This window comes from Streptomyces sp. MspMP-M5, from assembly GCF_000373585.1.
Taxonomy (GTDB): domain Bacteria; phylum Actinomycetota; class Actinomycetes; order Streptomycetales; family Streptomycetaceae; genus Streptomyces.
In genome coordinates this window covers 191,378-209,379 of sequence record NZ_KB891940.1, presented here as the reverse complement: position 1 = coordinate 209,379, position 18,002 = coordinate 191,378, and the positions used below count along the sequence as shown (strand labels likewise).

Annotated in this window: 14 protein-coding genes; 7 read left to right on the top strand and 7 right to left on the bottom strand. The window is 68.8% G+C overall.

Going from position 1 to position 18,002, the window contains the following annotated elements:
• The first annotated feature begins 59 nt into the window (after positions 1 to 59).
• Positions 60 to 695 (top strand): VC0807 family protein, encoded by a 636-nt coding sequence (locus B073_RS0135070; RefSeq protein WP_018542740.1) that lies wholly within the window; start codon positions 60 to 62, stop codon positions 693 to 695.
• A 205-nt stretch (positions 696 to 900) separates the two neighbouring features.
• Here the strand turns inward: B073_RS0135070 and B073_RS42145 are convergent, their stop codons facing one another.
• From B073_RS42145 to B073_RS0135050, 4 genes are all read right to left on the bottom strand, one after another.
• Positions 901 to 1,869, bottom strand: a complete 969-nt coding sequence (locus B073_RS42145; RefSeq protein WP_063740931.1) for an NAD-dependent epimerase/dehydratase family protein — start codon at positions 1,867 to 1,869, stop codon at positions 901 to 903.
• Positions 1,866 to 2,471, bottom strand: a complete 606-nt coding sequence (locus B073_RS0135060; protein ID WP_018542738.1) for a dTDP-4-dehydrorhamnose 3,5-epimerase family protein — start codon at positions 2,469 to 2,471, stop codon at positions 1,866 to 1,868. Before B073_RS0135060 ends, B073_RS42145 begins: the two co-directional genes overlap by 4 nt.
• 24 nt (positions 2,472 to 2,495) lie before the next feature.
• Complete coding sequence (locus B073_RS0135055) at positions 2,496 to 3,659, bottom strand: nucleotide disphospho-sugar-binding domain-containing protein (RefSeq protein ID WP_018542737.1); 1,164 nt, start codon at positions 3,657 to 3,659, stop codon at positions 2,496 to 2,498.
• A gap of 79 nt (positions 3,660 to 3,738) precedes the next feature.
• Positions 3,739 to 4,983 (bottom strand): nucleotide disphospho-sugar-binding domain-containing protein, encoded by a 1,245-nt coding sequence (locus B073_RS0135050; protein ID WP_018542736.1) that lies wholly within the window; start codon positions 4,981 to 4,983, stop codon positions 3,739 to 3,741.
• Positions 4,984 to 5,123: 140 nt separating this feature from the next.
• Between B073_RS0135050 and B073_RS0135045 the strand changes: the two genes are divergently transcribed.
• Positions 5,124 to 5,930, top strand: coding sequence for a class I SAM-dependent methyltransferase (locus B073_RS0135045; protein ID WP_018542735.1), 807 nt, complete (start codon positions 5,124 to 5,126; stop codon positions 5,928 to 5,930).
• Between the two features lie 325 nt (positions 5,931 to 6,255).
• On the opposite strand, the gene B073_RS0135040 is transcribed toward B073_RS0135045, so the two are convergent.
• Entirely contained in the window at positions 6,256 to 7,467 is a 1,212-nt protein-coding gene (locus tag B073_RS0135040) for a nucleotide disphospho-sugar-binding domain-containing protein (RefSeq protein WP_018542734.1), read from the bottom strand.
• A 249-nt stretch (positions 7,468 to 7,716) separates the two neighbouring features.
• Here B073_RS0135040 and B073_RS0135035 point away from each other — a divergent pair, with 249 nt between their 5' ends.
• From B073_RS0135035 to B073_RS0135020, 4 genes are all read left to right on the top strand, one after another.
• Complete coding sequence (locus B073_RS0135035) at positions 7,717 to 8,784, top strand: glucose-1-phosphate thymidylyltransferase (protein WP_026248019.1); 1,068 nt, start codon at positions 7,717 to 7,719, stop codon at positions 8,782 to 8,784.
• 271 nt (positions 8,785 to 9,055) lie between these two features.
• Positions 9,056 to 9,661: a response regulator transcription factor gene (locus tag B073_RS0135030; protein ID WP_018542732.1), complete on the top strand. Its 606-nt coding sequence runs from the start codon at positions 9,056 to 9,058 to the stop codon at positions 9,659 to 9,661.
• A gap of 181 nt (positions 9,662 to 9,842) precedes the next feature.
• Positions 9,843 to 11,030, top strand: a complete 1,188-nt coding sequence (locus tag B073_RS0135025) for a DegT/DnrJ/EryC1/StrS family aminotransferase (protein ID WP_018542731.1) — start codon at positions 9,843 to 9,845, stop codon at positions 11,028 to 11,030.
• A 146-nt stretch (positions 11,031 to 11,176) separates the two neighbouring features.
• Positions 11,177 to 12,121, top strand: a complete 945-nt coding sequence (locus B073_RS0135020; RefSeq protein ID WP_063740930.1) for an NAD-dependent epimerase/dehydratase family protein — start codon at positions 11,177 to 11,179, stop codon at positions 12,119 to 12,121.
• Between the two features lie 40 nt (positions 12,122 to 12,161).
• Here the strand turns inward: B073_RS0135020 and B073_RS0135015 are convergent, their stop codons facing one another.
• Both B073_RS0135015 and B073_RS0135010 read right to left on the bottom strand, forming a co-directional pair.
• On the bottom strand, positions 12,162 to 15,617 hold the full coding sequence (locus B073_RS0135015) for an SDR family NAD(P)-dependent oxidoreductase (RefSeq protein WP_018542729.1): 3,456 nt from the start codon (positions 15,615 to 15,617) through the stop codon (positions 12,162 to 12,164).
• Positions 15,611 to 16,822 carry a cytochrome P450 gene (locus B073_RS0135010; RefSeq protein ID WP_018542728.1) on the bottom strand — a complete coding sequence of 404 codons (1,212 nt, stop codon included), beginning with the start codon at positions 16,820 to 16,822 and terminating at the stop codon, positions 15,611 to 15,613. The genes B073_RS0135015 and B073_RS0135010 overlap by 7 nt, the downstream gene beginning before the upstream one ends.
• 181 nt (positions 16,823 to 17,003) lie before the next feature.
• On the opposite strand from B073_RS0135010, the gene B073_RS0135005 reads away from it, so the two are divergent.
• Entirely contained in the window at positions 17,004 to 17,996 is a 993-nt protein-coding gene (locus tag B073_RS0135005; RefSeq protein ID WP_018542727.1) for an aldo/keto reductase, read from the top strand.
• Positions 17,997 to 18,002 lie beyond the last annotated feature (6 nt).

Below are 18,002 nucleotides of genomic sequence, written 5' to 3'. Positions count from 1 at the left end.
CGGCACTGGGAGGGCACATGGCAAACACAACGCAGCCTCGGCCACAAGTCGGCGGTCTGATGACGATCGTCCTCGAACTGATCGTGTCGATCGCGGGGTACTACTGCCTGCGTGCGTTCGGCATCGGTGTGATCTGGTCGCTGGCGATTCCCGGCATCGTGGTCGGCCTCATCGCGCTGGGCAGCACTGTTCGCCGCAGGAAAATCGATGCGATGGGGATACTCGTACTGCTCGAACTGGCTGCGACGCTAGGGCTGTCGTTCACCACGGGTGACGTGCGGATCGCGGCGTGCCGCCAGCCGTTGTACGTGCTGATCGGCGGGGCGTTCTGTCTGTGCACACTGCTGGCGGCCCGTCCGCTGACGGCGACCTTCATCGGGTCGGCGGCGACCTTCGGAGATCCGGTGCGGGCCAGGGCTTTCGAGATGGCGTGGCAGGAGAGCCCCGACTACCGGCGTGCACAACGCGTCATGACCACCGCGGTCGGCTCCATCATGGTCGTCGACTCCGTGCTACGGATACTGGTGATCTACGTCTTTCCCGCCACGCGGATCGATCTCTCACTGCTGCTGTCGAACGGCGCCGGCATCGTGATGTTCGTGCTGATCGGTTTCGTCGCGCGGGCCTTGGTCATGCCGGCGCGGCGGATCGTGCTCGACTACGTCGAACAACTGAAAGCCGAAGCGGCTGAGTGAGCCCTTCTATTCGGCCTCTTGACAGGCCAAGTCACAGGTCAGGGAGGCGTTGGCGACATGTCGAAGTCCCGGACGGAGCCCACTGTGATTTCCACGGGCGACGCCGTGCCGCACCCACGACCTGACCACGGCCCGGGACCACACGGTCAGCGGTGATCAGCATGCCCGGCTCGACATCGGCGGGACGAGGGCCTATCTACGGCGACTACTCGGAATGCGTTGGCCGGCAGTCCGCGGAGTCGGCGCCGCGCTGAGGATTCGCCGCGGCCCACACTTCGGTGAGCGCGTCGCGCAGCTGTTGCCGAGGCGTCCAGCCGAGCAACTCGGCAGCCGTCGAGATGTCGAGTCGCTGCCATTCCATCCGGTCGGTTCCCGACGGCGGCGCATCGTCGAGGATCTCCGTCGGCCAACCGCTGACAGCCACGAGCGTCTCGACCAGTGAGCGCACGGAGATCGCCTCCCCGTAGCCGAGGTTGATGATCCGGCCGACCGCCTGTCTGGTCTGCGCCGCCGCCAGGACCCCACGGGCCAGATCATCCACCGCCAGGAAGTCTTGATGAGCCGTCAGGCGGAACAACCTCAACACCGCGGGTCGGTTCTCCCGCACCGCCGCCGCCAGCGCCGACGAAACCATTCCGAGCAGGCTTACCTGCGGGCTGCCTGGTCCGATGGTGGTAGGCAGGCGCAGGACCACACCGTCCACCTCGCCTCGCCGTGTGGCCGCGAGCACCGCTCGGGTGGCCGCCAGCTTGCTTCTGCCGTAGACGCTCCCAGGGCGTGCGACGGCGTCTTCGGCGACCGCCATGCCGGCAGGTCCGCTGCCGTACTCCTTGGCCGAACCCAACTGAATGAGACGTGTCCGTCGAGGATGCTTCGCGAGCGCGGCCACCAGCCGGTCGACCAGCACGGCATTCGAATCGATCACCTCCTCGTCGCTCAGTTGCCACACCCCGCCGGCGGCGTTGACCACCAGACTCGGCTGTGCCTCGGCCAGCACGTCAGAAATGTTCGCACTGGCCAGATCGGTCACCAGCAACCGAGCTGCGGTTACCGGTACTGATCGACGCCCTACGGCGACCACCGACCAGCCTGCGGCGGTCAGCTCCGCACACAGCCGATGACCCAGGTATCCGGTACCACCCAGCACGAGAGCGCAGGGCCCCGGCGCGGTCATGTCAGCCACCCCGGGACCGCCTTGGCAAGAGCCTGGCATGCGTCATAGGTCGGCAACAGCCGTTCATCCAGACAGTCGCGCAGCCCGCGGCCCTGTGTCGAGATGTCTGAGGGGATCGGATCGGCGACCGGCCAGGTGATGCCGAGTTCGGGATCCAACGGGTTCAGCACGTACTCGATGTCCGGAGCGTACGAGGTGGAACACAGGTAGGAGACGGTGGCGTCCTCGGTGAGAGCGCAGAACCCGTGCGCGAAACCCTCGGGCACATACACGCTGTGCTGTTCCACCGAGTCCAGTCGCACCGTCTCGTGCTGCCCGAATGTCGGCGAGCCGAGCCTCAGGTCCACCAGGACATCGACGATCGCGCCGCTCATGCAGGTGACGTACTTGGCCTGTCCCGGTGGGGTCCTGGTCATGTGCAGACCACGGATCGCACCAAACCGGGAGACGGACAGATTGACCTGCGCGACGTCAAACGCGTGCCCCGTGGCCTCACGCAGCCAGTCGGCGCGAAACCATTCGAGGAAGACACCCCGCTTGTCGCGATGCCGGTCGGGTATCACTTCGAACGCACCCTGCAGAGTCAGCGGACGAGCCTTCATCTGACCTCCCTTGCACCCTCTGGATTAGTCGAACGCCGGATTCCGGCCCGCCCACATGCCCGTGCCTGCCGCCGAGTCCCGCTCGATCCGGGCGACGACCTCGGCCGGCGAAGGCAGCGCAAGATGCTCGTCCTGCAGCCGCGAGGCGGCCTTCTGGTAGCCGGGCAGATCGGCGACGAACTGGCTGAGCGCCTCTTTGAGGGTGGCGTCCTCAAGGCCGACCGGCCACAGGTGATGTCCGCTGCCGGTCGTTTCGACCTGCCTGGCATTGACGATGGCATCGGGCCACCAGGGCACGACGAACTGCGGGGTACCGCAGCTCATGGCCGACATCGTGGTGCCTGCGCCGCCCTGGTGCACGATGGCCGCGCAGCTCGGCAGCAGCAGGTGCAACGCGACCGGGCCGACATGCACGACGTTCGCGGGCAGGTCGGTGAACATGTCGCGGTACTGCTCGTGCACCGCGACCACGACCTCCACGTCCTGGTCCGCGAGGGCACGCACGACGCGAGGCGCGAGAATGCCGTCGTTCCAGCCGAACTTGTACAACGACCCGCCCCAGCTGACGACGATCCGCGGCCGACTGGGCGGGGTGCGCAACCACAGCGGCAGCTCAGCTGGGCCGTTGTAGGGGATGTACCGCATGGGCGTGCTGTTCACCTTGGGGTGGACCCGACGTAGCCGTGGTGGGCACGGGTCCAGCGTCAGGTCGCCGAGCAGGTTCACGCGGTCCGCGCCGACCCGTTGGGCGAGCCCGCCCAACATCTCATCCTCGATGCGGGCGATTTTCGCGGCCGAGTCGGTGGCCCACAGCAGGCGCATCGAGGGAACCCCGAGCGCATCGGCGAGAATCGGCCCCAGGAAGGCCATCGGCTCGAAGACGACGAAGTCCGGCCGCCACTGACGAGCGAATTCCGTTGCCTCCTCGGCCATTGCCTCGGCGGACTCCGCGATCCGGTACAGCGAGACGATGCCGTTCCGCCTGTGTGGACTGTTCTCCACGGTGGCACGGTCATTTTCCGGACGCCAGTCACGGTACATTCCCGACAGCTGATCGACGATGTCGAGGTCCGGACCTACGGGCAACGCAGGCAGCCCGGCTCCGGTGATCGTGGGCGCGAATGACGGCTGACTGGCCACCATCACCTCATGACCCGCGGCGCGCAGTGCCCAGCCCAGCGGTGCCATCGGATAGAAATGAGAACTCCATGGCCAAGTGATGAATAGTGCGCGCATCAGCGGGTGCCTCCACTTATCCGGTCCATGGTCATGTTCGGGCAGCGAGCTGGGAAACCACTGGTGCATGGTTGGGGACGGACCTGGGCCCAGGCCCGGTGCGGCCGCCGCTGAGCTGGCCGGCGAGCAGGGCGGCGACCTCGGCGGGGCTGGGCAGGGCACGGTGTTCCCGGTGCAGTTGGCCGGCGTGGTCCTGGTAGGTCGGCAGGTCGGCGAGGAATGCGTCAAGTGCGTCGGCGAGTGCGCTGTCGTCGAGGTCGTGCGGTTCGAGGTGACGTCCGCTGCCGGTGGCATGGAGTTGCCGGGCGGTGAGCACACCGTCGGGGATCCAGGGGAGGAGCAGTTGCGGGACGCCGTGGCTCATGGCGGTCATGGTGGTGCCTCCGCCGCCGTGGTGAACGATGGCGGCGCAGCTGGGCAGGAGCAGGTCCAACGGCACGGGCCCGACGTGGCTCACGTTGTCGGGCAGCTCGGTGTAGTGCTGACGTTGATCGGCGGAGGTGGCGACGACGACGTCGACATCGTGGCGGCCGAGTGCGCGGACGATACGCGGGCCCAGGGTGCCGTCGTGCAGACCAATGGGAAGCAGGGTCTTCCCCCAGGTGACGGCGATGCGTGGCCGGTCGGGCCGGCGGCGCAGCACGGCGGGCAGCCGGGCCGGGCCGTTGTAGGGGATGTACCGCATCGGCTGACGGATGACGTCATCGGCGGGGACCTGCAGCCGGGGTGGGCACGAATCCAGCGTCACATCCCCGAGTGGGGCGAACTCATCCACGCCCAGCCTTTCGGCCAGGCCGCCGAAGAGTTCGTCGCCGAGCAGGGTGATCGCGCGCGAGAAATCTATCCCCCACAGCAACCGCAGTGCGGGGACACCCAGATGGGCAGCCACCAGCGGCCCCAACAGCGCCATCGGCTCGTACACGACGACGTCTGGTTGCCATGAGTGCGCGAAGGCCATGGCGTCGTCGGCCATCGCCGCGGCACAGTCCGCGGCCAGCTGGTAGGTTCTGCGGCCCCTTGGGCCCTTCGGTGCGCCCTCCGCACCGTGCGCAGGCACGCCGGGGCGCCAATTGCGGTACGCCGCTGTGACGCGGCCCTGCATGTCGATGTCGTCACCGAACGGCACCGCGGGCAGGCCGGCGTCGGTGATGGTGCTGGTGAACGAGGGCTGGCTGGCGACCATGACCTCGTGGCCTGCCGCCCGCAGTGCGTGGCCGAGCGGGACCATGGGGTAGAAGTGAGTGTTCCAAGCCCAGGTGATGAACAAGGCGCGCATCGCCCCATGGTTGACCGGACTGCTCGCGAACGACTGGGGAGAACCGCTAGACCCCGGCCGGAGCTACGCCCCACCACACTCCCACCGGTCCTTGAGGCAGCAGGGTAATGCTGACCCTAACGGCAGGAGAGGAATTCGGCATGCTCGCGAAAAAGGACATCCCGCTCGAATACCGGGAGTGGAACAAGCGCTGGGGGGCACCCTACGGTTTCCACGTCGACAACTCGCAGGTGTCTTTGCAGAGGTTCAGCGCCAAGGACCCGGAGCGCTATGGCCCCTTCGGTTTTCAGCCGACCAGCCACACCAGGACCCTTGAGTATCCCTGGGCTTACTTCAGCGCCGATCCGCAGCCGGGAATGCGGGTGCTGGACGTCGGCGGCTGGCTCAGCGGGCTCCAGGTCGTTCTGGCAAAACAGGGGTGCGAGGTCGTCAACGTCGATCCGTCGGAAGACGAGAAGTGGTCGATCGGCGTCGAGAAGGGCAACGACACACATGCGGAGATCCACCGCTGGTTCACGTCGATGTTTGACGTGGATGTCACTCTGGTCACCGAACGCCTGCAGGACTCTGACTTCGAGGCGAATTCGTTCGACCGGATCTTCGCCATCTCCGTTCTCGAACACGTGGATCAGGATGAAGCCGAGCTGATGGTCGACACCATGTGCCAACTACTGGCACCTGGGGGCCTGATCGTGCTGAGCATCGACCTTTTCCTGGACGTAAAACCCTTCGGGATGCTCGACAAGAACGTCTGGGGGCGAAACACGGACGTGCATGCCCTGTTGTCGCGAAACAACCTGACGCTTGAGTGCGGCGACCCCGCCGAGCTGTGCGGATTTCCGGAGTTCGACCCGCAGCGCATCGCGGACCGGATCGACGAATTCTTCATCGGCTGGAACTACCCCGTACTCAGCCAGTTTGTCACGCTCCGCAAACCGCTTGGTTGACAGGTGATCCCGGTCCCGACACAGCAGATGGCGCAATAGGCGGAAGGGGCCTGCTTCCATGGGCCGGGAGGCTGCGGGGCCCCTCCTTCCTGGTCCCTGTCGGGAGGGGTGCGGCCGTCAGGTGGCGGGCGGGCAGGTGGGGGGAGCCGGAAACGCAGGTGTCGGGTTCGGCGTCGGCCGGTTCCTTCCCCGACCAGCCCCTTACGCCTGCCGTCACAGTCACGGTGCGGCCCCACTTATCAGGGTGTCAGTCAGCTTCACGCATTCCGATGAACAGCCGGAGTGTAAGGGACCGTCCCGAACCGGGACAGTCCGTCGTTCCGACTTACCGATGCAGCCGACGCGATCCGGTATCCGACGCGCCGCTCTCTGCCACGAGACGCTCGAGCGAGTCCACAACCCGGGCCGCGGACGGCTGGGCAGCCATCTCTGCCCGCAACCGAAGTGCCTGCTCGCGATGGGCTCGGTCGTCCAGTAGCCGCTCGACGTGGCCGCGGACGGCCTCCGCAGTGACCGATTCCGCGGACAGCCAGCTTCCCGCACCGCTACGGGTCAGCCGCCGGGCGTTCCAGACGTGGTCGACCGACATCGGCAGCAGCAATTGGGGCACACCGTGGGCCAGCGAGGTCATCACGGTCCCGCCGCCACCCTGATGTATCACCAGATCGCACGTCGGCAGCAGCAGATGCAGGGGAGTCGGGTCGATCACCCGCACGTTGGCAGGCAGCGGTTCGAGGAATGCGTGGGTGCGATCCCCGGCGATCGCCAGTACCTCGACGTTCAGCCCGGCCAGGCCCCGCAACACTGCGGCGAAGAACTCCCCGGCCGCGTCCGTTTCGCCGTGGAGCCCGGTGATGCTGCTGGCCAGCAGGACGATGCGCGGTCGCGTGGGCCTCTCCAGGTGCCACGGCTGGAGGACGCCCGGGCCGTTGTAGGGCACGAAACGCATCGGCAAACGTGCCACATCAAGCTCGGTCTGCAATGACGGTGGACATGGATCGACGGTGACCGTACCCAAGGTGTCCATGGGGGCGATCCCGATGCGCGCACACAGTTCCCCGAGTGCCTCCGGCTCACATTCTCTGGTCACCGAGGTGTAGTCCATCCCCCAGATATGCCGTGCCGCCGGCACGTTCATGGCGGCGGCGGTCAGTGGTCCGACGAAGGTGGTGGGATCGTAGACCACCAGATCGGGTCTCCACGTCCGAGCGAATCGCAAGGTGTCGTCGATCGTCGCTTCGGCCATTGCCCGGTACATCGCGACGGCATGTGGGCCCAGCTTCCGGACATCCTCGACCGTCGCGGGCCCCGACAACGTGGCAAGCCAGTCGAAGTAGTATCCGGTCATCTGCCGCATCACGTCCGGGCGTTCCTGCCCAAGCACCACGGCAGGCAGTCCGGCGTCCCGGATGGCCGGCACCAGGCCCTCGGTACTGGCGACGATCACTTCGTGCCCGGCGGCCCGCAGCGCCCAACTCAGCGGAACCATGGGCTGCAGATGCGAGCGCCATGCCCACGTAGCAACGAGAACGCGCACAAGCGGTTGCCTCCTTTCATGAGTAGTTCCATCGACCATGGATCGAACCGGTCGAAGACCACTCAAGAAGCACCCGACAGCGTGGCGGGCAGGCAACACCACTGGGCCTCCGCCCACGGTCCCCTTCTGCCGGGCCCACCGCGGCGGGAACGCACCACCGGATGCGTTCGTACCCGCGCGCCCATGGGGGCCATCATGTCGACCGGGCCATCAGCGGTATCCGAGAAGGCGGTCTTAACGTTCCGCCGCATGAAGGCTCTTGTATTGGCCGGTGGCTCGGGCACGCGCCTGTGGCCCCTGACCCACACCTCGCCCAAACAACTGGTACCCGTGGCCAACAAACCGGTCCTCCACTATGTCCTTGAGGACATCGCACGGGCTGGGATCACCGAGGTAGGGATCGTGGTGGGGGAAACCTGCTTCGAGATCCAGGAAGCGGTGGGCGACGGTTCCAAGTTCGGTTTGCAGGTGACCTACCTGCCACAGGAAAGGCCGCTGGGACTCGCGCACGCCGTCCTCGTCGCCCGGGACTACCTCGGCGACGACGACTTCGCCATGTACCTGGGTGACAGTTTCGCCATCGGCGGGGCGGCCTGCCTGGTGCGCGAGTTCCGCGCCGACCGGACCGACGCGCGGGTACTGCTCACCCAGGTGCCGGACCCGACCGCCTTCGGCGTGGCCGAAGTGGCCGACGACGGACGGGTCCTGGGCCTGGAGGAAAAACCGGCACGGCCCAAGAGCGACATGGCCATGGTCGGTGTGTACCTCTTCACGTCGGTCGTGCACGAGGCGGTGCGAGCCATCGCTCCGTCCGGACGTGGCGAGCTGGAGATCACAGACGCCCTCCAGTGGCTGATCGACACCGGACACGAGGTCCGGTCGACCCGCTTTCACGGCTACTGGAGGGACGCGGGCGACGCCCTCGGCGTACTTGAGGCCAACCGGTCGGTGCTGGAGGACGTCGAGACCCGGACCGAGGGCACGGTGGACGCGGACAGCGAGGTGATCGGCCGGGTCAGGATCGAGGCCGGCGCGCAGGTGCGCGGCTCCCGTGTCGTGGGCCCGGCCGTGATCGGCTGCAACACGGTCATCAGCAACTCGTACATCGGCCCGTACACCTCCATAGCGGAGGAATGCCGGGTGCAGGACACCGAGATCGAATACTCTGTCGTGCTGCGTGAGGCCCGGCTGGACGGCGTGGGCCGGCTCCGGGAATCCCTCATCGGCCGCAACGCGAACGTGACCTCCGCCGTGCGGAAGCCGCTCGGCAACCGGCTGATCCTCGGCGACCACAGCGAGGTGCAGATCTCGCCATGAGCATGCCGATGCTCCACCCGTCGTTCAGGCGGCGCCTCCCGTCCCTGAGCGCAGCCGTCGTCGCTGCGGTCTCCGCCGCCCGCGTCCTGCGGTCCCCGTACCTGGCGCCGGGGGATCGACGCCGTACTAGCCTGGGGGCCGCGCGAAAGGGCCAGTGACCTGGACGGCCGAGTGGGCACGCGCCCCTGCCAGGCGGCTGCCACCTGACCATTGACCTGCCGCTGGAAAGCGGATCCGTTGAGGGCACCGACGTGAGGGAGAGCGGGCGTTCGTGATCAATGTGGCGATCGTCGAGGACCAGGCGATGCTGCGCTCGGCCATTGTGGCTCTGCTGGAACTGGAGCCCGATATCAAGGTCGTGTCCCAGCTCGGCCGGGGGGACACGGCCGTGGAGACCCTCGCGGGCACCGGATGCGACGTCCTCCTGCTGGATGTCGAGATGCCCGGTGTCAGTGGTCTGGACGTCGCCGAGGCGCTCAAGCACCATCCCCACCCACCGCTGGTGATGATGCTGACCACATTCCAGCGGCCAGGGTACGTGCGGCGGGCGCTGGAGGCGGGAGCCCGCGCCTACCTCACGAAGGACTCGTCGGTGGGCGAGATCGCCGCCGCCATCCGACGGGTAGCCGCAGGTGAACTCCTCTTCTCCGGCCAGCAGATACGGCTGGCCATGGAGTCGGGCGACAGTCCGCTGAGCAAGCGTGAGCGTGACGTGCTGCGTGCCGCGCAGTTCCACGACACCTTGGCCGACATCGCGGAGTACCTGCACCTGTCGGTGAGCACCGTCAGCAACTACATCACCGCGGCGATCGCGAAGACCACTTCCCGCAACAGGGCCCAGGCCATCAGGGTCGCGCGCGACCGCGGCTGGTTGTAGCGGAGGCACTCGCGCGGTCCTTCACCAGTCCTCGACCGGTGCGGTCCATCGTGAGGGTCCGGAGAGAAGGGGTTCCTTTCATGCGTGTGCTCGTGACCACATGGGCATGGAGGTCGCGTTTCGTGTGGCCCGCCCCGTCGAGTTGGGCCTCCCTCTCTGCCGGGCACGCTGGGGAGCGGCGGTGAAACGGACTCTCGGGAGCCTGGCCGTTCTGGGCGGCGCGCCGGCGTTCGTCACTCCCGTCACCTTCGGCCGGCCCAACATCGGTTCCCGCAAGGCGTTCTACGACCGGCTGGACAAGGTTCTCGACAGCAGATGGCTCACCAACGGCGGCGTCTTGTGCGAGGAGTTCGAACGACGCGTCGCCCAAGAGGCCGGCACCCCCTACTGCATCGCCACGTGCAACGCCACCTCCGCCCTTCAGCTCGCCTTGCGGGCGCGGGGCGTGACAGGAGAGGTGATCATGCCGGCGTTCACCTTCGCGGCCACCGCACACGCCCTGTCGTGGATCGGGCTGACTCCCGTCCTGTGCGACGTCGACCCCGAGGACGGCTCGCTGCTGCTGTCGGAGGCCGAAGCCCTCATCGGCCCGGACACCACGGCCATCCTGGGCGTCCACATCTGGGGCCGGGCCAGCCGGCTGGACGAGCTGACCTCGCTGGCCCGGCGCCACGGTCTCGCCCTGGTCTTCGACTCCGCGCACGCTTTCGGATGCGGCTGGAACGGCCGGCGCATCGGCGGCTTCGGCGACGCCGAGGTATTCAGCTTCCACGCCACGAAGTTCATCAATTCCTTCGAGGGCGGCGCGCTGGTCACCTCTGACGGGGAACTGGCCCGCCGGGCCCGCCAGATGCGCAACTTCGGCATCTCCGGAGATGACGACGTCGTCTCGGTGGGCACCAACGCCAAGCTCCATGAGGCCAGTGCCGCCATGGGACTCACATCCCTCGACGACATGGAGTACTTCGTGCGCCGCAACCGGGAGAACTACCGGCGCTACCGGGACGAGCTCGCCGACACGCCGGGGCTGCGGTTTCTGGAGATCGACGAGCGCGAGGCCAACAACTACCAGTACGTCGTACTCGATGTGGACGCCGCGGTCACCGGACTGGATCGCGACGATCTCCTGGCGGTACTGGCGGCTGAAAACATCGTCGCCCGCCGCTACTTCTATCCGGGCTGCCACCGCATGGACCCCTACCGCACCCCTCGCCCGTTCCCGGGCACCGACAGCATCGCCGCCCGCGTCATGGCACTTCCCACCGGGGAGTGCGTCACCGCCGACGACATCACCGCAGTGTGCGCGATCATCCGGTTCGCGGTGGAACGTGGCCACCAGGTCACCCGTTGCCTGCGCCGGGCCGGCTGAAAGTAACCAGGGCGTCTCGGGAACCGGTAGAACCCACGTGCAGGAACGGACGCCGACACACGTCCAGCGACGCTGGAGCCATGCCCACTGTACTGGCCTTCCGGTATGACCGAGCTTGCGCCAAACACAAAAGGGGGGCGTACGAGATGCCCGGACATGCATCCCGCGCGGAGCGCATCACCATACGCCGGGCAGTGGTGATCGGAGCGGGCGGATTCATCGGCAGGAAGCTCAGCGCGGTACTGAATCAGAGTGGCATCGACACCGCGTGTTTCACCAGGAAGGCCGGCTTCATATCGCCCGTAGGGCTCGCGTACTGCCTGCTCACCGCGGACGTCGTCTTCTATCTCGCCAGCAGCATCAACCCGCTGCTCGGGGAACAGCACCCCGAACGGGCCCAGGCGGACCACCGGCTGTTCGCCGAACTGCTCCGCCGGCTGGCGCAGATGCCGGATCCGCCGGCGGTGATGCTGACCAGTTCCGGCGGCACGGTTTACGACCCGGACGTCCGCCCGCCGTTCTCGGAAGTCTCGTCGACCCGCGCCACTTCCTCCTACGGCGCCGCCAAACTGGCCTTGGAGGAGGAGTTGTCCGCGTACTCCGACACCATCCCGGGCATCATTCTGCGCCTGTCGAACGTCTACGGTCCCGGGCAGCGCGCCACGGCCGGGCAGGGCGTCCTGGCCCACTGGCTGCGCTCGCTGCAGGAGGGCCGGCCGCTGAGGATCATCGGTGACTCGGCGTGCACCCGGGACTACGTGTACATCGACGACGTGGTCGACTGCATGCACCGGCTCCTGCACGCCGACCGGAGCGAGCTCCTCGCCGCCTGGGGAAACCCACTGGTCCTCAACGTCGGCTCGGGACGGTCCACCTCCCTCGCCGAACTGGCCGACGTGGTACGGACGGTGGTGGACCGCCCCCTGACCTTTGAACACCTACCGTCCCGCGGCCTCGACCGCGCCCATGTCCGGCTGGATGTGCGGCGTGCCCGTGACGCGATCGGCTGGCAGGCGCGGACGTCCCTGACCGACGGCGTCAGAGCAGCGTGGCGTGCGGCCGTTCCCGCGCCTGCGGGGCACAGCTCCTGACGTGCCACGCGGGCGCCGTGCCGTCACGGCCCCTGGGCGCTCACGAGGGAACAGCCCCGTCAGCAGCGCGTTCGGCGACGGTGGCGAGCGCGCTCACCGTCGGGTTCTCGTAGATGTCGGCGACCCGGACGCGGACGCCGCAGTCGTCGGACAGGAGAGCGGCCGCCCGGATCACCATGACCGACGTCCCGCCCAGGGAGAAGAAGTTGTCGTCGACCCCCACATCCTGCCGCTCCAGCACCTGCGACCACACCCGGACGACGGCGTCCTGCCACGGTGTCAGCGGGCCGACATCCTCGGCGGCCGCCAGGGCGGATCGCGAGGCACGCTGCTCCGCGTCGTGCGTCCCGGCGTCCTGTCCTGGGTCGTATCCCAGCAGCATGTAGGGTTCGCCCGCGCCGAGTGCGATCTCGAACAGGCCGACCGCCTCGTCCCGGTCCATGGTCCGAAAGCCCCGGCGCCGGACCGCCACGTCGAGCTCGGCGGCCTTCCGGCTCATGCCAAGCCCCGACCACACGCTCCACGCCAGGGCGTGCGCCGACCCGGAGCCGGGCGGGCGCGGACTGCGGGCGAAGGCGTCGACGCCTGTGCAGGCCGCCGCGTAGGAGCCGAACGGCGAGGCCCCGAAGGCGCCGTTGAGCGAGGAGAACAGCACCAGCGTGCACGAGGGGCGCCGGGCCGCGAGTCGCGCGGCGGCCCAGGCGGACAGGAATTTGTTCCGCAGGACGGAGCGGAACGTGCCTACCGGCTCGTTCGCCACCACATGCCGCTCCGGCTCCAGCCAGTTGCTGCCCACGTCCTGCGACGCAAGAGGCAACACCAACCCCACCGTGCTGCCCCACCGGGACTCCGTCTCGGCGACGGCCCTGTCGAGTGCCACCTCGTCGACGGCGTCGCAGCACACATAGTGCACGCGGCCCCGCTGCGCCAGCGCGGTCAGGCGTTGCGCACGCTCCCCGGTACCGCCCACGCACGCCGGAGTGCGTCCCACGAGCACCAGGTCCATCTCGTACCGGTCCTGGAGGTGACGCGCCAGCTCGTACCCCACGTCGCCCAAGCCGCCGGTGATCAGTGCGGTCGCACCAGTGCGCAACGCGGACGGGGTCCCCCGGTCAGCCGGAGCCGGCGCCTTCACCGGGACCCTGCGGGGCACATACCGGGTGCCGTCCCGATAGGCGGCGACGGCCTCGCCGTCGGCGCTACGCGCCTCCTCGCCCAAGGCGTCCAGGACGGCGGCGGGGGTCTCGGCCGCGCCGAAGTCCACCTGTCGTACGTCAAGCCGGATGCCCTCCGACCGTGCCGTCCTGACCAGCCCCGTCACGGTCGCCGCCAGGGGGTTCACCGGCTCGTCCGCACGGACCGCGCAAGCGTGGCGCGTCGCGATGAAGAATCGTTCAGGGGGCGCCGGGGCACGCTGCGCGGACTGGAGGGCGACCAGGAGTGAGGCGGGCCCGCCTCCGTCGAGGACCTCGGGCCGCGGTGTCTCGGACAGCGTGGTTTCCGGGCCGGGCAGCCAGGTGTAGACCGCCGTCCGGGGGCGCACGCCGTGACGGTCCAGGGAGGTGTGTACAGCCGCGTGGGAGGCGGCGTCGTCCGGGTCGATCTCGTAACGCAGTGGGGTCAGTTCCCGGAAGGCGGGGCCGCGTGAGACGACGACGCTGCCGGATGGCGCGGTCTGCGCATCCTCCGCGTCAGCGAACAGCAGCAGCGTCCCCGGCTCTGCTCCCTCGGCCGGCGGCGCGGTGGTGGGGTCCCAGATCTCCGTACACATCCAGGAGGCCGGGTCCTCGGAACGGGCGTACTCCTCGGCGAGCCGCTTCCGCTGGATCTTGCCGATCGCGGTCTTGGGAAAGGACTCCGCCGGGATCACGACCACGTCGTCGGGGGCGAACCCGAACTCGCGTCCTGTCACCTCACTCACGGACGCGGAGAGTTCCCGCGACGTCGCGGTGGAGGCGGGGGTGCGGGCCGCGAAGACGACGGTGCGCCGCTCTCCGCGGTGCGTGTGTACCCCGCACACCGCGACGAAGCCGGGCCTGAGGTCGGGGACCGACTCCAGCGCCGCCTCGATCTCGTGGACGGGGACGTTGACGCCGTTGACGATGATGGCGTCGGTTCCCCGCCCCACGATGGTCAGTTCGCCATCATGGACGAACGCCCGGTCCCCGGTGCGGAACCAGCCGTCGGCGGTGAACGCCCGTCCGTTCGCCTCCTCGTCGCCCACGTAACCGCCGAACAGCGTGGGCCCGCTGATCTCCAGCTCGCCCACCCGGTCGCACGGCAGCACCTGGCCGTCCTCGCCGGTGATGCGAACCGTGACGCCCGGCAGTGGGACGCCCGTGACGGTGAGGGGAAGCGAACTCGTCCGGTCGGGGCGGACGAAGGCCAGCTCACCGTCGAGGGAGGCCGCGTCCACATGCACCATGCCCACTGCGGTGTCGGTGGCGTCCAGGCGCGAGTAGACCACTCCGGAACCGGTCTCCGACATGCCCCAGCTCGGGTGCACGGCGGTCGCCGGAAGCCCGTGGCCGACCAGCCGGGCGGCGAACTCCTGGGCGGTCGCGCCGACGACGGCCTCGCCACCGTTGAGCACGTGTCGCAGCGCTCGCAGGTCCCAGCTGCGCCCGGTGCCGCGGCGCAGCTCGCTGTTGACGAGACCGTAGGCGAAGTTGGGCGCCCAGGTCATCGTCACATGGTGTGTGCTGAGCAGGTCGAGCCAGGCGAGCGGGTCGGCGAGGATGAGGCGGGTGTCCACGTCGACGTAGTGGCACCCCAAAAAGGCGGACTGGAGGCACCACATGACCAGACCGCCGATGTGGTCGAGCGGCATCCAGTTCAGCGCGACCTCGTCGGGCTCGAACCCGTTGTGCCGGGCCGTGGCCCAGGCGCGGTGCGCCAGTGCCCGGTGGGTCAGCGGCACGCATTTCGCCACGCCCGTGCTGCCCGACGTCAGCAAGTGCACCGCGACGTCGTCCGGGCGGCGCTGGACGGCCTCACCAGGATGCGGCTCGGTCTCCTGGCTGCCGGAACGCGGCAGCCGGCGCAGGTCGAGGCGGCGCGCAGCGGCATCCTCACCAGCCCAGTCCTCGTCGACGACGACCAACGGTCCACGCAAGAGCCGGCACACCCCCGCCAGTCGGCGCCGGTCGGCCTCCTCGGACCGGCCCGCCGCCGGCGGCGCGAACGGGGCCGGTACCAGTCCCTCAAGCACGCACGCCCAGAACGCGGTGAGGAATCGCATCCTGTCGCGGACCGCGAGCACGACCGGATCACCGGGGCCGGTACCCGCCGCGCGCAGTGCCGACCGCACCCGGCCTGCGGCACGGGCCAACTCGCGGTACGTCACCACCTGTTCGCGGCCCTCGGCGTCGAGGGTGGTGACGGTGCGTCCACCGTCCGCCGCACGCAACAGCGCGGCGCTCAGGGTGGCCGGCCAGCTGGCGGGCGGCTCAGCTGCTTCCCCGCTCAGGACCGCCTGCGATGGTGCGTTCACCACGTGACCTCCAGCCTCTTCAGCCCGAAGAGCACGGCCTCGTAGTCGACCGCGTCGTCGGTGATGCGTTGCGCGAGCCGCAGACCGGGCAGGCGCTCCAGCAAAGTGGTCAGGACGACGGCCAGCTCCAGCCTCGCCACTCGCGCCCCGATGCAGGCATGGGGCCCGTGACCGAAGGCCAGGTGCCGAGCCGGGGAGCGGTGGATGTCGAAGCGCTCCGGATCCTCAAAGACCCTCGGGTCCCTGTTGCCCGCGGCGCCCAACAGAACCACGCCCTCGCCGGCGCGGATCGTCGTCCCGTGCAGTTCGATGTCCTCGGCCGCGATCCGTACGGCGGCCAGCTCACCGACCGACAGGTACCGCAGCAGTTCCTCGACCGCCTGCGGTACCAACGCCGGATCCCGGCGTACCGCGGCAAGCTGCTCCGGGTGGTGCAGCAGCGTCAGGACACCCAGCGAGATCATGTGCGCGGTCGTCTCGTAGCCCGCCATCAGGATGACGAACACGGTGGCCAGCATGGACCACGCATCCAGCTGACCCGCCGCGACGTACTCCCGGAGCACTCTGCCGATCATGCCGGCGGAGGCGGGGGATTCGGCTGCGTCGTCGGCGATCTCCCTGACGAAGTTGAACAGCTCCTCGTACGCTTTGGTGTCGCGGTGGGTGAGCGCGGCCACCGACAGCTCTTCCAGCCTGGGCAGTTCGCCCTCCGGTACGCCGAGGATCCGTCCGGCCGTGAGCGCGGGCACGGGCATCGCCAGCGACGTCACCAGGTCCGCCGGCGGTCCCTGGGTGACCATCCGGTCCAGGTGTTCGTCGACGCAGTGCTGCACGAACGGCCGCAGCTCATCGACCTGCCCGGGCCGGAACTCCGACCGGAACATGTGGCGGTACGCCAGATGGTCCGGCGCGTCCATGCTGAGAAAAACCGGCACGTCGGCGAGTTGGGCGGTCTCGCTGTCGAGGAAGGGAAAACCCGGCCGCGACCGGTCCGCGCTGAGTCGGGCGTCGCCCAGCAGAGTCCGGATGTCCTCGTGGCGGGACACCAGCCACACCAGAGCACCGCCGGCCAGGCGCGCCCGCCGGACCGGCGCATGCTCGCGCATCTCGGCGTAGGCGGGTGGCAGCCCGAACGGGCAGGGCCGGCGCATCGGGAACAGCGGCGCGCCCCCGGGCACGGCCCCCACCGGGCACTTGTCACCCGCCACGGGGCGGTCTCCGCGTCCATCGGGGGCGTTCATGTGCCGGCCTCCGGTCTCCTCGGTTCCGCCGCCGACCCTGGTACGCGCCCGTCAAAGACGATCCGTGCCCGCGTCGAGTCGCTGATCGAGAGGGAGGACAGCGAGGCTGGACCGGTTTCCGAGCCGTCCCCGGCACGCTGCGCCCACCATGACTGTTCTTCTCAGCGACGACCTGCGGGTCAGCCCTGTCGGCCTCGGCACGACGATGTCGGTCTTCAGCCCGGCTGCCGAACCCGTCAGTCCGCACGAGGCGCTGACGCTCCTGCGACACGCCGTCGACATCGGCGTCACCTTCCTCGACACCGCCGATGTGTACGGCAACGGCGCCAATGAGGAACTTGTCGGCAGGCTACTGGCCGACCGGCGCGCCGACGTCACCGTGGCGACGAAGTTCGGGATCACCGGCGACCTCCAGGGGTCCCGGGGCGCCCGGGGCGATCGGTCCTACGTGGCGCGCTGCGCCGAGGCCAGCCTCCGGCGGCTGGGCACCGACACCATCGACCTGTACTACCTGCACCGGGTGGACCCGAACGTGCCGATCGAGGAGACGGTCGGCGCGATGGCCGAACTCGTCACCGCCGGAAAGGTGCGCCATCTGGGGCTGTGCGAGGTCACCGCGGCCGAACTGCGTCGCGCCCACGCCGTCCACCCGATCGCGGCCGTTCAGTCCGAGTGGAGCGTGTGGAGCCGTGACGTCGAGGCCGCAGTCATCCCGGCGGCGGCCGAGCTCGGCACCGGGTTCGTACCGTACTCGCCGCTCGGCCGCGGCATGCTCGCCGGCACGGTCAGTGAACGCTCGTTGCCGGCCGACGACCTGCGGCGGGCCCTGATGCCGCGCTACAGCGAGGACAACCTGGCGGTGAACGTCTCCGCGACCCGGACCATCGCCGCGGTCGCCGAGGAGACCGGACTGACCCAGGCGCAAGTCAGCCTTGCCTGGCTGAAGGCCAAGGGCCGGGAGTTCGGCCTGCCGGTGGTGCCGATCCCCGGTACCCGGCGACGGCGGTATCTGGCCGACAACCTCGCATCCGCCGGTGCCGTGCTCACCGAGAACCACATCCGGCGACTGGACTCCGTGGCCGGGACAGTGGAGGGAGCCCGCTCTCGGGACCCGCACTGGATCTCCGCCGGCCGCGAGTGACGGACA

What these genes read in the sequence shown, in the direction of transcription:
- B073_RS0135070 (WP_018542740.1), top strand. Translation starts at nt 60, where the DNA reads ATGACGATCGTCCTCGAACTGATCGTGTCGATCGCGGGGTACTACTGC.
- B073_RS42145 (WP_063740931.1), bottom strand. Translation starts at nt 1,869, where the DNA reads ATGACCGCGCCGGGGCCCTGCGCTCTCGTGCTGGGTGGTACCGGATAC.
- B073_RS0135060 (WP_018542738.1), bottom strand. Translation starts at nt 2,471, where the DNA reads ATGAAGGCTCGTCCGCTGACTCTGCAGGGTGCGTTCGAAGTGATACCC.
- B073_RS0135055 (WP_018542737.1), bottom strand. Translation starts at nt 3,659, where the DNA reads ATGGCACCGCTGGGCTGGGCACTGCGCGCCGCGGGTCATGAGGTGATG.
- B073_RS0135050 (WP_018542736.1), bottom strand. Translation starts at nt 4,983, where the DNA reads ATGCGCGCCTTGTTCATCACCTGGGCTTGGAACACTCACTTCTACCCC.
- B073_RS0135045 (WP_018542735.1), top strand. Translation starts at nt 5,124, where the DNA reads ATGCTCGCGAAAAAGGACATCCCGCTCGAATACCGGGAGTGGAACAAG.
- B073_RS0135035 (WP_026248019.1), top strand. Translation starts at nt 7,717, where the DNA reads ATGAAGGCTCTTGTATTGGCCGGTGGCTCGGGCACGCGCCTGTGGCCC.
- B073_RS0135020 (WP_063740930.1), top strand. Translation starts at nt 11,177, where the DNA reads ATGCCCGGACATGCATCCCGCGCGGAGCGCATCACCATACGCCGGGCA.
- B073_RS0135005 (WP_018542727.1), top strand. Translation starts at nt 17,004, where the DNA reads ATGACTGTTCTTCTCAGCGACGACCTGCGGGTCAGCCCTGTCGGCCTC.